12 protein-coding genes are annotated in these 15,020 nt (G+C 31.4%); 7 read left to right on the top strand and 5 right to left on the bottom strand.

Features of this window, described 5'->3' with window-relative positions; genetic code table 11:
• The first annotated feature begins 9 nt into the window (after nucleotides 1–9).
• The 3 genes from ASC41_RS10235 (at nucleotide 10) to ASC41_RS10225 (ending at nucleotide 3,288) form a co-directional block, all read left to right on the top strand.
• Nucleotides 10–675: a peptidase associated/transthyretin-like domain-containing protein gene (locus tag ASC41_RS10235; protein ID WP_055436553.1), complete on the top strand. Its 666-nt coding sequence runs from the start codon at nucleotides 10–12 to the stop codon at nucleotides 673–675.
• A 177-nt stretch (nucleotides 676–852) separates the two neighbouring features.
• Nucleotides 853–2,403: a hypothetical protein gene (locus ASC41_RS10230; protein ID WP_055436552.1), complete on the top strand. Its 1,551-nt coding sequence runs from the start codon at nucleotides 853–855 to the stop codon at nucleotides 2,401–2,403.
• Nucleotides 2,404–2,643: 240 nt separating this feature from the next.
• On the top strand, nucleotides 2,644–3,288 hold the full coding sequence (locus ASC41_RS10225; RefSeq protein ID WP_055436551.1) for a hypothetical protein: 645 nt from the start codon (nucleotides 2,644–2,646) through the stop codon (nucleotides 3,286–3,288).
• A 62-nt stretch (nucleotides 3,289–3,350) separates the two neighbouring features.
• On the opposite strand, the gene glyA is transcribed toward ASC41_RS10225, so the two are convergent.
• Nucleotides 3,351–4,625, bottom strand: coding sequence for a serine hydroxymethyltransferase (gene glyA, locus ASC41_RS10220; RefSeq protein ID WP_055436550.1), 1,275 nt, complete (start codon nucleotides 4,623–4,625; stop codon nucleotides 3,351–3,353).
• Nucleotides 4,626–4,768: 143 nt separating this feature from the next.
• Here glyA and fahA point away from each other — a divergent pair, with 143 nt between their 5' ends.
• Both fahA and ASC41_RS10210 read left to right on the top strand, forming a co-directional pair.
• The gene (gene fahA, locus ASC41_RS10215; RefSeq protein WP_055436549.1) at nucleotides 4,769–6,058 is read left to right on the top strand and encodes a fumarylacetoacetase; all 1,290 of its coding nucleotides are present in this window, start codon (nucleotides 4,769–4,771) and stop codon (nucleotides 6,056–6,058) included.
• A 114-nt stretch (nucleotides 6,059–6,172) separates the two neighbouring features.
• Nucleotides 6,173–7,354 (top strand): hypothetical protein, encoded by a 1,182-nt coding sequence (locus ASC41_RS10210; protein ID WP_055436548.1) that lies wholly within the window; start codon nucleotides 6,173–6,175, stop codon nucleotides 7,352–7,354.
• 58 nt (nucleotides 7,355–7,412) lie between these two features.
• On the opposite strand, the gene ASC41_RS10205 is transcribed toward ASC41_RS10210, so the two are convergent.
• From ASC41_RS10205 to ytxJ, 3 genes are all read right to left on the bottom strand, one after another.
• Complete coding sequence (locus ASC41_RS10205; protein WP_055436547.1) at nucleotides 7,413–8,324, bottom strand: polysaccharide lyase family 7 protein; 912 nt, start codon at nucleotides 8,322–8,324, stop codon at nucleotides 7,413–7,415.
• Between the two features lie 525 nt (nucleotides 8,325–8,849).
• Complete coding sequence (locus ASC41_RS10200) at nucleotides 8,850–9,362, bottom strand: DUF3124 domain-containing protein (protein WP_055436546.1); 513 nt, start codon at nucleotides 9,360–9,362, stop codon at nucleotides 8,850–8,852.
• A 12-nt stretch (nucleotides 9,363–9,374) separates the two neighbouring features.
• Nucleotides 9,375–9,755, bottom strand: coding sequence for a bacillithiol system redox-active protein YtxJ (ytxJ, locus tag ASC41_RS10195; protein WP_420835925.1), 381 nt, complete (start codon nucleotides 9,753–9,755; stop codon nucleotides 9,375–9,377).
• 272 nt (nucleotides 9,756–10,027) lie between these two features.
• Between ytxJ and clpB the strand changes: the two genes are divergently transcribed.
• Nucleotides 10,028–12,634 (top strand): ATP-dependent chaperone ClpB, encoded by a 2,607-nt coding sequence (gene clpB, locus ASC41_RS10190; protein ID WP_055436544.1) that lies wholly within the window; start codon nucleotides 10,028–10,030, stop codon nucleotides 12,632–12,634.
• Nucleotides 12,635–12,792: 158 nt separating this feature from the next.
• On the opposite strand, the gene mqo is transcribed toward clpB, so the two are convergent.
• A complete protein-coding gene (mqo, locus tag ASC41_RS10185) occupies nucleotides 12,793–14,265 on the bottom strand; it encodes a malate dehydrogenase (quinone) (RefSeq protein ID WP_055436543.1) in 1,473 nt (490 codons plus the stop codon).
• Nucleotides 14,266–14,348: 83 nt separating this feature from the next.
• Between mqo and deoC the strand changes: the two genes are divergently transcribed.
• A complete protein-coding gene (deoC, locus tag ASC41_RS10180) occupies nucleotides 14,349–15,017 on the top strand; it encodes a deoxyribose-phosphate aldolase (protein WP_055436542.1) in 669 nt (222 codons plus the stop codon).
• The last annotated feature ends 3 nt before the right edge of the window (nucleotides 15,018–15,020 follow it).

The raw sequence follows: 15,020 nt of genomic DNA, 5'->3' as shown, positions 1-15,020 counted from the left end.
ATTAATCATTTGAAATCATTTTACATTCTCGTTATTTTATTCTGTCCTATTACATTATTAGCACAAACTGTTAATGGTGTTATTTATAATACAACTTCAACTGTAGAAGACATTAAAATTGAGAATCTCTCTAATAAAAAGATAACCTACACTAATAAAAATGGAGCGTTTACCATTACTGGGAAAACTAACGATACGTTAAAAGTAAGTGCCTTTCTTTATAACACACAAAATATCATTGTAAAGCCTATTCACGAAAAAGAGGCTTTAGTTATTCAGCTTAAAGAAGCAAAAAACACACTTGAAGAAGTTAATATTAATGGCACTGAAAAAGAGAAAATAGCAGACATAAAAACCATTGAAACCAATTTAAAAAGTGCTATTCTAGAAGACATAAACAATAATCCACACTTATACGGTAGAATGCCAGAAGGCAATTTAGATATTATTAAAGTTATTGGTTTGGTTGCTAAGTTATTTGAAAATAAAAACAAAGCAGATCCTTTTGTGTCCGTCTCTTACGAGAATTTAATTTCTTTATTCAATAACAAACATCCACTCTTTAACGACGCACTACTAACAGAAACCTTAAACATAGAAAAAGATAAAAAATTCTTATTCTTCGAATTTGTTGAAGCAAAAAGTATCGACAGTAAATTATTGACAGAAAATTAAAGACCTTGATTTTTTAGAAAACATTATTAAAGCTAGCGAAGAATTCAATACAATTATTAAAAACTTCAAAAGAGAAAAATCAGACTAATATTTTTATAATTAAACTAAATACATACTAAAACATAAATTCAAAAGTTATATTTTAGACGCTTAAAGCTACTATATATAATTACTTTTATGAAACGCATTCTTTACTTTTTTTCCATTTTTAGTTTTTTATTATTTTGGAGCTCTTGTAGGCAAGATTTTGACTTTGCTCCTAGTACTGGAAGCCTTCAATTCTCTAAAGATACAGTTTACTTAGACACTGTTTTTACAAATATAGGATCAAGCACTTATAATTTAAAAGTATATAATAGAAGTGATAATGACATCTCTATTCCAACAATTGGCTTAGAACGTGGCACATCTTCTAACTACAGATTAAATGTAGATGGTAATGCAGGACAAACATTTAACAATGTAGAAATACAAGCTAAAGACAGCCTATTTATTTTTGTGGAAACAACTATAGACATTCAAAATCAAACACTTTTAGAAAATGAGTTTCTTTATACAGATAAAATTAATTTTGATGCCGGTAGTAATTTACAATCTGTAGATTTAGTAACACTGGTTAAAGATGCTGTATTTATCTATCCAGATCGCGACAACACCACAGGAGTCGTAGAAACATTAACTATAAATGTAGATGGACAACCAGTAGAAACAGAAATACAAGGTCGTGAGTTATTGCCATCAGAACTATCGTTTACCAACCAAAAACCTTACGTTATATATGGTTATGCCGCTGTACCAAGCGGAGAAACATTAACTATAGACGCTGGAGCAAGAGTCCATTTTCATGCCAATTCAGGGCTTTTAGTTTCTAACAATGCATCGTTACAAGTAAATGGAAGTTTAAGTACAGATCCAGAACTTTTGGAGAACGAGGTTATTTTTGAAAGCGACAGATTAGAACCTGCTTTCGCAGATGTTCCTGGACAATGGGGAAGCATATGGCTTTTTGAAAACAGCATGAATAACACAATTAACCACGCTACTATTAAAAATGGAACAGTCGGTATTTTAATTGATGGCAATGCAGATACTGCTCAACCTAAATTAACAATTACAAACTCTCAATTATACAACTTTAGTAACTATGGCATTTTAGGAAGAAATACTTCTATTACAGCAGAAAATCTAGTAGTAAATAATGCAGGTCAATCTTCGGTTGCTTTAACACAAGGCGGAAAATATAATTTTACACACAGTACAATTGCTAATTATTGGAATAACAGCTTTAGACAGTTTCCTGCACTTTTAGTAAACAACTTCTTTGTAGATGCTAATAATACTACAAATGTTACCGTTTTTACCGAAGCTAATTTTAATAACTCTATAATCTACGGAAACGATAATCCTGAGTTTATTTTAGATGAAGTAACAGATCCTGCAGTAACCTTTAATTTTAAGTTTACAAATTGCTTAGTAAAATTTGAAGATTCGTCAAGTAGCCCTAGTGGTGATAATTACGATTTTAATGACACTGGACATTACGAAAACATAATCCGTAATCAAGAGCCTGATTTTAGAGCACCTTTTAATAACGATTTACTAATTGGTAATGATTCTGCTGCAAATGCAGAAGGAGAAATATTAAGCACTATTGAAACAAGTGATATTTTAGGTATTACAAGAACAAATCCTTCAGATTTGGGAGCTTATCAGCATATTGATTTTTAATCTAAAAATGAAATATTTCTTTTTTTAATATTATTAAGTTCAAATTTATCAATATCTCAAGCGCTCTTTAATATTAAAGACTATAATGGAATATGGATTGCTGAAGGTTTCTATAATTCGTTTGAAAAAAGTAATAGTATTATTAAATCTAAAAAAGCATTTAGCCCAGATGCTCCAGTTGGAATAAGAGTTAATAATGATGAATTAAAAGACAACATATTAAATATAGGGTTTTCTTCTTTGCACGATCATCTAATAAGGCCAGAAGTTTCTGAATATTTAGTAAATAAAAAAGATACAATACTTGAACAAGGAAACTTTAAAATTGATCTTTCTGAAAATAATGGATATAATCAATTCAAAACTTCGGAAATTGAATTGTATAATGACTACAAATCAATAATTACTTTTAAAAGAAACAGCATAACACTTTATACTCCATCTAATAATGAATACAAATCTAAAACCATTAAATATATAAGAGTCAATAAAACATTTAAAGCTGACTATAAATATCCAAATCCTATTTATTACTACACAAGGAATAAATTATTAACCGGGAACTATATTTTAAAAGACAGCACTGGAAATGTAATCTCTAACCATTTAGAAATTAAAGATAATGGTCTAATGTCTGGTTTTCCGTTATTTAATAACAAATACATTTATTACTCAACTGACATTTTTTGTGGCCCTCCAACCATAGATAGTTATGTTATTATTTGTGATGAAATAAAAAGCCTTTTTCAAGACGATTCATTTGGCTTCGTCTTTAAGAAAAAAAACAAAAACACAATATACCTATACGATACCTATCCCAGAGAAAAGCTTAAAAAACAAAAAGAAGTATTGGGTATTGAGACTTATAGATTAATTAAAAAATAAATACAAACAAAAAAATCCTATTCTTGCGAATAGGATTTTTTTATAGTTATTCACCAACAAGTTTACATCTTAAATAAAGGTAAATCACTCATCATAGCATTTACTTTAACAGCAATTGCTTCTAATACCGCTTCATCTTCATGATTATTTATTACTTCGTCTATTAAATTAACAATAGCTTCCATTTCATTTTCTTTTAAACCACGCGTTGTAATCGCAGCTGTTCCAATTCTAATTCCTGAAGTTACAAAAGGAGATTTATCATCGAAAGGCACCATATTTTTATTAACAGTAATATCTGCTTTTACAAGTGCTTGCTCTGCTTCTTTTCCTGTAATATTTTTATTTCTTAAATCAATAAGCATCATATGGTTATCTGTACCACCAGAAATAATTTTATAATCTCTAGCTACAAATGCTTCAGCCATTGCCGATGCGTTCTTTTTAACCTGTAACATGTAATGCATAAACTCTTCAGTTAAAGCTTCACCAAAAGCAATTGCTTTACCAGCAATAACATGCTCTAATGGTCCACCTTGGTTTCCTGGAAATACACCAGAATCTAATAAAGAAGACATCATTCTTAATTTTCCACTCTTTAATTTTAAACCAAAAGGATTTTCAAAATCTTTACCCATTAAAATCATACCACCTCTTGGGCCACGTAATGTTTTATGAGTTGTCGTTGTTACTATATGACAATGTGGAATAGGATCGTTTAAAATTCCTTTTGCAATTAATCCAGCAGGATGAGAAACATCTGCTAATAATAATGCGTTTACACTATCTGCTATAATACGAAAACGTTCAAAATCAATATCTCTTGAATATGCTGAAGCTCCAGCAATAATTAATTTTGGTTGCTCGCGTGTTGCAATTTCTTGAATTTTATCGTAATCTAATACTCCTGTCTCCTCTTCTACTCCATAAAATACAGGATTATATAATTTACCAGAAAAATTTACTGGAGAACCGTGTGTTAAATGCCCACCGTGAGATAAATCGAAGCCTAAAATTTTATCACCTGGCTTTAAACACGCATGATAAACAGCTGTATTTGCCTGACTTCCTGAGTGTGGCTGTACGTTTGCATAAACAGCACCAAATAATGTTTTAGCTCTGTCTATTGCTATTTGCTCTACCTCATCTACTATTTCGCAACCTCCATAATAACGCTTCCCAGGATAACCTTCGGCGTATTTGTTAGTTAAAACAGAACCTGTAGCTTCCATAACTTGGTCGCTTACAAAGTTCTCTGATGCAATTAATTCTAAACCTTCTAATTGTCTGTTTTTTTCGGCTTCAATTAATTCAAATATTTGTTCGTCGCGTTGCATATGCTTATCTTTTGGTAATTTCCGTGATTTCGAAAATTGATTAACGTTAAAAATTTATCAAAAATAAGAAATAACCACGGTAAATAATTCAAAAAACATATATTTACTTAGAATTTATAAACAACAAATCAACAATTATACATATGTCATTATCAGCTAATAATCCAGACCGAAAATCGTGGTTACACGTCGATAAAAATTCGGATTTCCCAATTCAAAATATTCCTTTTGGTGTCTTTTTAACAAGAGACGATATTATTACCATAGGAACAAGAATTGGAGACACAGCAATAGATTTAGGTGCTTTACACCAATTAGGCTATTTTGAAGGCATTCCACTTACTGATGATATTTTTCTTCAAGATACTTTAAACGATTTCATTGCAGATGGACGTAAAACATGGCGTTTAGTTCGTAATAGAATTGCTGAAATATTTGATGATGAAAACGAGACACTAAAAGGAAACCTTAAACACAAAGAAGCTGTATTATTTCGTTTAGATGAAATAGAAATGCAATTACCTGTACAAATTGGTGATTATACAGATTTTTACTCAAGCATAGAACACGCAACAAATGTTGGCACTATGTTTAGAGATCCAGATAACGCATTATTACCAAACTGGCTACATATTCCTGTTGGATACCATGGTAGAAGTAGTTCTATTATTCCTTCTGGAATTCCTATTCACAGACCACAAGGTCAAACTTTACCTGCAGGAGAAACACAACCTGTATTTGGACCAAGTAAATTAGTCGATTTCGAATTAGAAATGGCTTTTATTACTACAGATGCTAACGATTTAGGCGAACCTATTCCAATTAAAGAAGCTGAAGAATACATTTTCGGATTGGTTTTATTTAACGATTGGTCTGCAAGAGACATACAAAAATGGGAATACGTACCATTAGGACCGTTTTTAGCAAAAAGTTTTGCTTCATCAATCTCGCCTTGGATTGTAACTTTAGATGCTTTAGAACCTTATAGAGTTGAAGGACAAAAGCCATTAAAAAAACAATTAGAATACCTTCAACAAAAAGGGAAAAAGAGTTTCGATATTAATTTAGAAGTTTCTATTCAACCAGAAAAAGCTAAAGAAACTATTGTAAGTCGTTCTAATTTTAAGCACATGTACTGGTCAATGGCTCAACAATTAACACACCATACAATTAATGGCTGCCCAATAAACTCGGGAGACATGATGGGAAGTGGTACTATTTCTGGACCAACACCAGACTCTTTTGGCTCTATGCTAGAACTATCTTGGAGAGGTGAAAAACCAGTAAAATTAAATAACGGTACAGAACGTAAATTTATTAATGATAACGATACTGTTATTATGCGTGGGTATTGCGAAAAAGACGGAACAAGAATAGGTTTTGGAGAAGTTTCTACTAAACTTTTACCTGTTTTTAACTCTAATAAAAAATAAACAACAATCTTTACTTTTGAAAAAAGCCTTTAAACACCCAGTGTTTAAAGGCTTTTTTTAGTTTGGCACGCTAATTGCTTTTATACTTTGTATAAACTAATAAAAACCGAACAGATGAAAAATTTTACAATGTTAGCAGTACTTCTTCTAGTACTAAACTCATGTGTTGGAAGAAAACAAATTGAAAAACAATTAAACTCTGGAAATTACGATCAGGCTATTAGCAATGCTCTTAAAAAGTTAGAGAACAACAAAGACAAAAAGCGTAAGCAAGATTACATTGTTATGCTTCAAGATGCCTTTTACAAAGTAGTTGAAGAAAACCATAATGATATCAATCATTTAAAAAAAGATGGTAATCCTGAGCAGTACCAAAATATATTTAATATTTATTTAGATATGGAAGATAGACAACGTACTATAAAAGCCGTGATGCCTTTACATATTAATGGAAAATTATTAAACTTAAATTTTAATAATTATACTAACTCTATAGTAGAATACAGAGCTAAAGTATCTAACTACAAATACGACACTGCCGTAAGCTTAATGCAAAGCGATAATAAAATAGATAATAGAAATGCTTTTGATACTCTAGAATATATTGAAAGTATAAATGCCAACTTTAAAGATGTAAGACAGCTTATAGACGTTGCACATCACCAAGGCACAGATTATGTTATTGTAGAAATAGAAAATCAAACACAGCAAATAATACCAACACGTTTGCAAAACGATTTACTAAATTTTGATACTTATGGTTTAAACGATTTTTGGACAGTATATCATGCAAACGCAAATAATACTATAGATTACGACTATGCAATGGCTTTACAATTAAAAAGAATAAATGTATCTCCAGAACGTATTACCGAAAAGCAATTATTGAGACAAAAAAACATTGTAGATGGTTGGGAATATGTATTAGATGCAAATGGAAATGTTGTAAAAGATAGCCTTGGTAACGATGTTAAACAAGATAAAATAATTACAGCAAAAGCAAGGCTTAATGAATTTAATCAGTTTAAATCTACTCAAGTTATAGCCAACGTTATGTATAGTGATCTAAAACAAAATCAAGTACTAGAAAGCTTTCCAATAGATAGTGAGTTTATATTTGATAATCTATATGCCACCGTAAAAGGAGACAAAAGAGCTTTAACAAATGAAGATGTTCAAATTCTAAAAAACAGAAAAGTTCGTTTTCCAAGTAATGAACAAATGGTTTTTGATACTGGTGAAGACCTTAAACTCAAACTAAAAAATATAATAACACGTTATAGCTTTAGAAGCTAAAAGCAAAAAACGTCCAAAGTAATTTGGGCGTTTTTTTTAAATTAAAATGCAAATATGCTTAATGTGTAATACTTAAATCTTTAATCCCTACAATACCATGGGAACCATTATAACTTGCTCCTTGTACTGATTGCAAATAATTTCCAACTTTAAAATAATTTCCAGTAGTGTTTGTTCCTATATCTTCAGAAAATATTTCTTCAGATCCTTTAAAAAGTTTTACAGTGCCGTTATTATAAGTTATTGTAAAAGTATAAGATGTTCCTAATTGATAACCATCATCAATTATTAGGCTACTATTTTGAACAACCTCTGTAATATAACCACTAATTTTTAACCTTACGCCTCCCGTTGTTTGGTTCTCATCTCCAATAAACTGTACTCTTATTACATCGTCCACAGTATTTGAAGGCCCATGTATTTGCGCAAAACATAAAACACCTCCATCATTATCTGTGTCTTGAGGTAATCGATCTACTTTAATGGTAAACGTCATTGTATTGTTACCGCTTCCACCATCCCAATAAGCGTTACTTCCATTACTTAACTCCCTTAATTCTACTCTTGGGTTATTAGAGTTAGCAGAACCTCCTAAACCTCTATAACATTTAAAATACGTCCATTCATTATCTGTATAAAAATAATTGGGGTCATTATAGGAGTCGTAGTCACTATTTATTGCTTCTAAAATATTATCCTCATATATGGCATTAGAATCTGGATTTCCTGTAAAGCCATTAAGCTTCCAATTATCCATTGTTAAACCCAATACATTTCCTGGAGAATCATCATTATCTGTATTTTCATCTCCTGAGCCTTCTTCATTTGTGCTATCTTGATTAGTTGCTCCATCTCCATCAATTGTTTCATTTTGCGGAGACGCATCCTCTTCTGTATTCTCCGAACAAGAAAATGACAATAAAACAGATATTAAAATAATAAATTTGATACTACTTTTTAAAAATGCCATTACTTTATAATTAATATAGGTGAATAAATTTCGAAAATTACCAGATTAATAATAATTGGATAACCAAACTGGTCAACCAAACTGGTCAACCAAAAATAAACCTTTTCTAAATAAAAAAACCTATAACTAATATTAGTTATAGGTTTTTTTCTTAATTTAAGTCTTATTATCAATTATATAACACTGAATTGTTCTACAAGGTTACAATTATAACCTCTCCTGTGGTACAATGGCATATTAAATCTCCATTTAACTTTATTGCCTCATAAGTTACAACTTTAATAGCGCAGTCTACTGTTTCCATTTGTATATCATGAAACCCAAAATAAATTTTTTATGCATCATCATAAAAAAGCTAACGCTACTCATATTTAGAGCATCAAACTCAATCAATGCTTCTCCGTTTTCTGTTATTTCAGAAAACATACGATTGTCTATAGCACTATTAGTATCTGTTAATTTTAATAACGTTACATCAAAATTGTTATCATTAATATAAAAAAATATAGCCTCTATTAAGACTCTCTACTCATTAATAATTATACCTTTAGTAGTAAAAGACAAACCCTGTTGCCCATAGGTAGTAATCATTACACCCTCAAAATAAGGTGCTTTATCTTTTTTAGGAGCTAACCAATCGAATACAAAATTTGCTCCTGTTCCACCACTCTTGTCTTTCTCATCTATAACAATCTCAATGGTTTGCATAGGTTTTACAAAAATTGGAGATTCAAAATAAGTTCTCATTAAATCGCCTTTAGTATCATAATACCTAGCACTTTTAATAAAAACAGTATCCTTTTTGTTTATGTTCCTTATACTAACAGTAGATGTTAAATCGTGCGTTTTATGCTCTGTAGTACTATAAATTTGAGAATAAACAGACAAATAACTAGCTCCAGCAACCAAAGAAGTATCTAGCTTATTATTCCATTGCATAGCTTCCCAATTATTGGAAGGCAACTCATCGTTTTTTGTATTTTTACCACATGCAAAAACAAATAAGCTTACAAAAATTAATAACAATACCTTTTTCATTTTTTTAATTTATTATACAAATTTAGCTAAATCAATCTCATTAATACCACCATGGCTTGCATGAGCTACTGCTACTCCATTTTTAATAATTAATAATTGTGGCGATTGGTGCATCACTTGAAATTTAAAACCAGCTTCGTTAGAAACTTCTCTAAAACTTAGTAAGTCTAAATAATACAAATCTAAATTAACGTCTACATCAAATGCAGATACAAATTGATTCATAACCATTTTACTAATCCCACAACGAGTAGAGTGTTTAAAGATAACTTGTGTTTTCCCTTTAGACAATTTCTCTATAGTATTAAGTTGGTCTACAGTCGTTAACTGTTTCCAAGGTAATATTTTCTCTTCTTTTGGTTCTTTCGATCCTCCAAATAATTTTCCAAACATAGTAATTCTATTATAACAATTTTAACTGCTTTATATTAAACAAAAATATCAATTTAATGACATATATCATTATTTATGTCGAGACCTTTTGATTAACTTACAAATGCAAAACTAAAAATCAACAACTGACAAAAAGTCACCAAAATTCAGTGATAAACAGACTTTTTGTCTTGCTTTTCTACTTGGTAAGATAATTGAAATATAGCTAAAAGAAAAATAATAAGATTTCTAGCTTCTAATTTCAAGTTAAGAAATAAATAAAAACTATAAATATGAATTTTAACAACTATACAACAAAATCGCAAGAAGCGATACAGCAAGCGCAGCAACTTGCACAAAGCCTAGGCAACGGACAAATAGAAAACGAACACATTTTTAAAGCTATTTTTGAAGTTGATGAAAATGTTTTGCCTTTCATTTTAAAGAAAATGAATGTAAACGTGCCTATGTTAAAACAAATTTTAGACAAGCAAATTGAAAGCTTCTCTAAGGTTTCTGGTGCAGAATTAACAATATCAAGAGAAGCCTCAACAACATTAAACGAAGCTTCTATTATTGCTAAAAACATGAACGACGAATATGTTTCTGTCGAACATTTAATATTAGCTATTTTTAAATCTAAAAGTAAAATTGCTCAGGTATTAAAAGACCAAGGCGTTACAGAAAAAGCTTTAAAAGCAACTATAGACGAGCTTAGACAAGGTGACCGTGTAACCTCGCAAAGTCAAGAAGAAACATACAATGCATTAAATAAGTATGCTAAAAACTTAAATCAATTAGCTAAAGACGGAAAACTAGATCCTGTAATTGGTCGTGATGAAGAGATTAGAAGAATACTGCAAATTCTATCGCGTAGAACCAAAAACAATCCAATACTAGTTGGAGAACCAGGAACTGGTAAAACAGCAATTGCAGAAGGTTTAGCACATAGAATTGTAGATGGAGACATTCCAGAAAACCTTATCGACAAGCAAATTTTCGCGCTAGATATGGGATCGTTAATTGCAGGTGCTAAATTTAAAGGAGAATTTGAAGAGCGTTTAAAAGCTGTAATTAAAGAAGTAACAAATAGTGATGGAGATATTGTACTATTTATAGATGAAATACACACGCTAGTTGGAGCTGGTGGTGGACAAGGTGCAATGGATGCTGCAAACATTTTAAAGCCAGCATTGGCTCGTGGAGAGCTACGTGCTATTGGAGCAACTACTTTAGACGAGTATCAAAAATACTTTGAAAAAGACAAAGCATTAGAACGTAGATTCCAAAAGGTAATGGTTAACGAACCAGATACAGAAAGTGCTATTTCTATTTTAAGAGGTATTAAAGAGAAGTACGAAACACACCATAAGGTTCGTATTAAAGATGAAGCCATCATTGGTGCTGTAGAATTATCGACGCGCTATATTACCAATCGTTATTTACCAGACAAAGCAATTGATTTAATGGATGAAGCTGCTGCTAAATTACGTATGGAAATAAATTCTAAACCTGAAGAACTTGATGTTTTAGACAGAAAAGTGATGCAGCTAGAAATTGAAATTGAAGCGATTAAACGCGAGAAAGATGAAACTAAATTGAAATCTTTACGAAGCGATTTAGCAAATATAAAAGAAGAACGTAACGAGATTAATGCTAAATGGAAAAGCGAAAAAGCTGTAGTTGATAATATCCAAAACACAAAACAGGATATTGAAAACTTTAAAATTGAAGCTGAAAGAGCCGAACGTGATGGTGATTATGGAAAAGTTGCAGAGTTGCGTTATGGAAAAATTAAGGAAGCTCAAGAAGCACTTGAGGTAATGCAAGCCGAATTTAATGCACAGTCTGAAACATCGTTAATTAAAGAAGAGGTTACATACGAAGACATAGCAGAAGTTGTAGCAAAATGGACTGGTATTCCGCTTACAAAAATGCTGCAAACCGATCGCGAGAAACTGCTTAAACTTGAAGACGAATTGCACAAACGCGTTGTCGGACAAGAAGAAGCTATTGTTGCCGTAAGTGATGCTGTACGTCGCTCTAGAGCTGGATTACAGAATCCGCAAAAACCTATTGGAACCTTCTTATTTTTAGGAACAACTGGTGTTGGTAAAACTGAACTTGCTAAAGCATTAGCAGAGTATTTGTTTGATGATGAAAGCGCTTTAACACGTATAGATATGAGTGAATATCAAGAACGTCATGCGGTAAGTAGATTAGTTGGTGCACCTCCAGGATACGTAGGCTACGAAGAAGGTGGGCAATTAACAGAAGCTGTACGTAGAAAACCATATTCTGTTGTATTGTTAGATGAAATTGAAAAAGCCCATCCAGATACTTTTAATATTTTATTACAGGTGTTAGACGAAGGTCATTTAACAGATAATAAAGGTAGAACTGCCGACTTTAAAAACGCGATTATTATCATGACTTCAAACATGGGAAGTCAGTTAATACAAGATCGCTTTGCTGCAACAAAAGATATTGAAACAGCAATGGAAGCCGCAAAAGTGGATGTTTTAGGTTTATTAAAACAAACTGTTAGACCTGAGTTTTTAAACAGAATAGACGATACTATTTTATTTACACCTTTATCTAAAGAAAATATTACAGAAATTGTAGGCCTTCAAATAAAAAGTATTACTAAAATGATTGCTAAACAAGGTATAACATTTGATGCAACACCTGAAGCTATTGCTTACTTAGCAGAAAAAGGTTACGATCCAGAATTTGGAGCAAGACCAGTAAAAAGAGTGATACAAAAAGAAGTTTTAAACGCTTTAAGTAAAGAGATTCTATCAGGTAAAGTAACAACAGATAGCATTATTTTATTAGATGCTTTCGATAAGGAATTAGTATTTAGAAATCAAGGAGACTTGGTTACGGAAGAAGTATAAAAAATAAGAAAAGCCAAACAAGTTTAGCTTAAAATCACAAAGTATTGTTAAATCAAAATAATACTAAAATAAACGAAGAATAAGTTCGTTTTTAAGACAATGGTTAGTTAGTTTGAAAAAGCGACATGAAACGTAAAGTTTAGTGTCGCTTTTTTATTTTACAACTCTAAAGCTTTCGCTGAATTTTCAATTGTATTTTTAAACAATTCAGCATTCATTTCTGCTTTCCACATAGGTACAATTTTTTCTAATTTTCGTTTTCCTTCTTCAGAATTTACAATTTCTGGAAAAGCAATTTCAAAAACCTCTAACATTACATGTGTTGCAGTTGAAGCTCCAGGCGAAGCACCCAACAAACAAGTAATACTTCCGTCTTTACTTTTTACTACCTCTGTTCCAAATTGTAGTTTTCCGCCTTCATATTCGTCTTTTTTAATAATCTGAACGCGTTGTCCAGCCACTAAAAGTCCCCAATCTTCACTATTTGCATCTTTTACAAACTTTCGTAAATCGTTCATTCTATCTTCATGAGACGATGTTACTTGCTCAATAAGATATTTAGTAAGTGGTAAATTGTCCCAAAAGGCACTTAACATTGGTTTTATATTGTCTGCTTTTATAGATTTAAACAAATCTAAAGTCGATCCTTCTTTTAAAAACTTAGGACTAAAACCCGCGTAAGGCCCAAACATTAATTGTCGTTTACCATCTATAAAACGCGTATCTAAATGTGGTGTCGACATTGGAGGATCGTTTGGCCCGGCTTTACTATATACTTTTCCTAAATGCTGGTTTACTAAATCTTCATTTTTACAAACTAACCATTCTCCACTTACTGGAAAACCACCATAACCTTCTTTCTCTTCAATTTCAACTTTTTGTAATAATAACAAGCTTCCACCTCCTGCTCCAATAAATACATGTTCAGCATCGAATAATTGTTTCTTTCCTGTTATTGTATTTTTCACCTCAACAGACCACTCAATATCATCGTCTGGATCAATATCTAAAACCTCTTCATTACAGTGCACAGGTGTATTGTATTTAGTCTCTAGAATATGAAACAACTTTTCGGTTAAAGAACCAAAATTCATTTCTGCACCACGCTCTATACGTGTAGCAGCCATTACCTCATCTTCACTTCTATTATTTGTAATTAACGGGAACCATGCTTTCATTTTCTCTAAAGAATCTGTAAACTCCATACCTTCAAACATAAAATGATCTTTTAAGACCTCGAATCTTTTCTTCAAAAAAGTAACATTATCTTTTCCTGTAACCCAACTATGATGTGGCACCGGATTTATAAAGTCTTTAGGATCTTCAATTAAATTCTCTTCAACTAAAAAACTCCAAAATTGTTTAGACAATTCGAACTGAGTGCAAATTTTATAGGCTTTAGAGCAATCTACAGTATCTTCTTTTTCTGGCGTATAATTTAACTCGCATAAAGCAGAATGTCCTGTTCCTGCATTATTCCACGCAGCAGAACTCTCTTGAGCAGGTTTACTTAAACGCTCTAAAATTAAAATATTAATTTCTGGCTTAACAAGCTTTACCATTAATGCCAATGTTGCACTCATAATTCCTGCTCCTACGCATACTAAATCGTAATCTTTATTGATGTCCATCTAAAATAGTTATATGGTATAAAGATATACTTTTATGACAAATGTCATGATATCACTTTTATAAAAACAGTAAATTTGATTCTATGGAGTTAAACAAATACATAGACCACACGCTTTTAAAAGCGACCGCAACAAAGAGTGATATTATTAAACTTTGTAACGAAGCCAAAACACATAATTTCTTTTCCGTTTGCGTAAACTCTTGTTATGTTGCTTTAGCTAAAGCAGAATTAAAAAACACAGATATAAAAATCTGTAGTGTTATTGGCTTTCCTTTAGGAGCTATGAGCACTAATGCTAAAGTTCACGAAACCAAACAAGCTTTACTCGATGAAGCAGATGAAATTGATATGGTTTTAAATATTGGACTTCTAAAAAGCAAAGCTTTTGATGCTGTTTCGAAAGATATTGAAGCCGTAAAAAACGAAATGCCCAAAAATACGCTTAAAGTTATTCTAGAAACATGCTATTTAGAAGAAATTGAGATTATTAAAGCAAGTGAACTTGCTATAAATTCTGGCGCCAATTTTATTAAAACCTCTACAGGATTTGGAACTAGAGGCGCAACATTAAACGATGTAAAGTTAATGAAGAGTGTTATTGGAGATTCCGTTACCAAAATAAAAGCTTCGGGTGGTATTAGAGATACAAAAACAGCATTAGAGTATATTAATCTTGGTGTTGAAAGAATAGGAACATCTAACGGAATTGCCATTGTAACGGGAGGTTCTTCCGAAGAAAAAAATTATTAAACA

The organism is Lacinutrix algicola (assembly GCF_001418085.1).
Lineage (GTDB): Bacteria > Bacteroidota > Bacteroidia > Flavobacteriales > Flavobacteriaceae > Lacinutrix > Lacinutrix algicola.
This window is presented reverse-complemented; position numbering and strand designations above follow the sequence as displayed.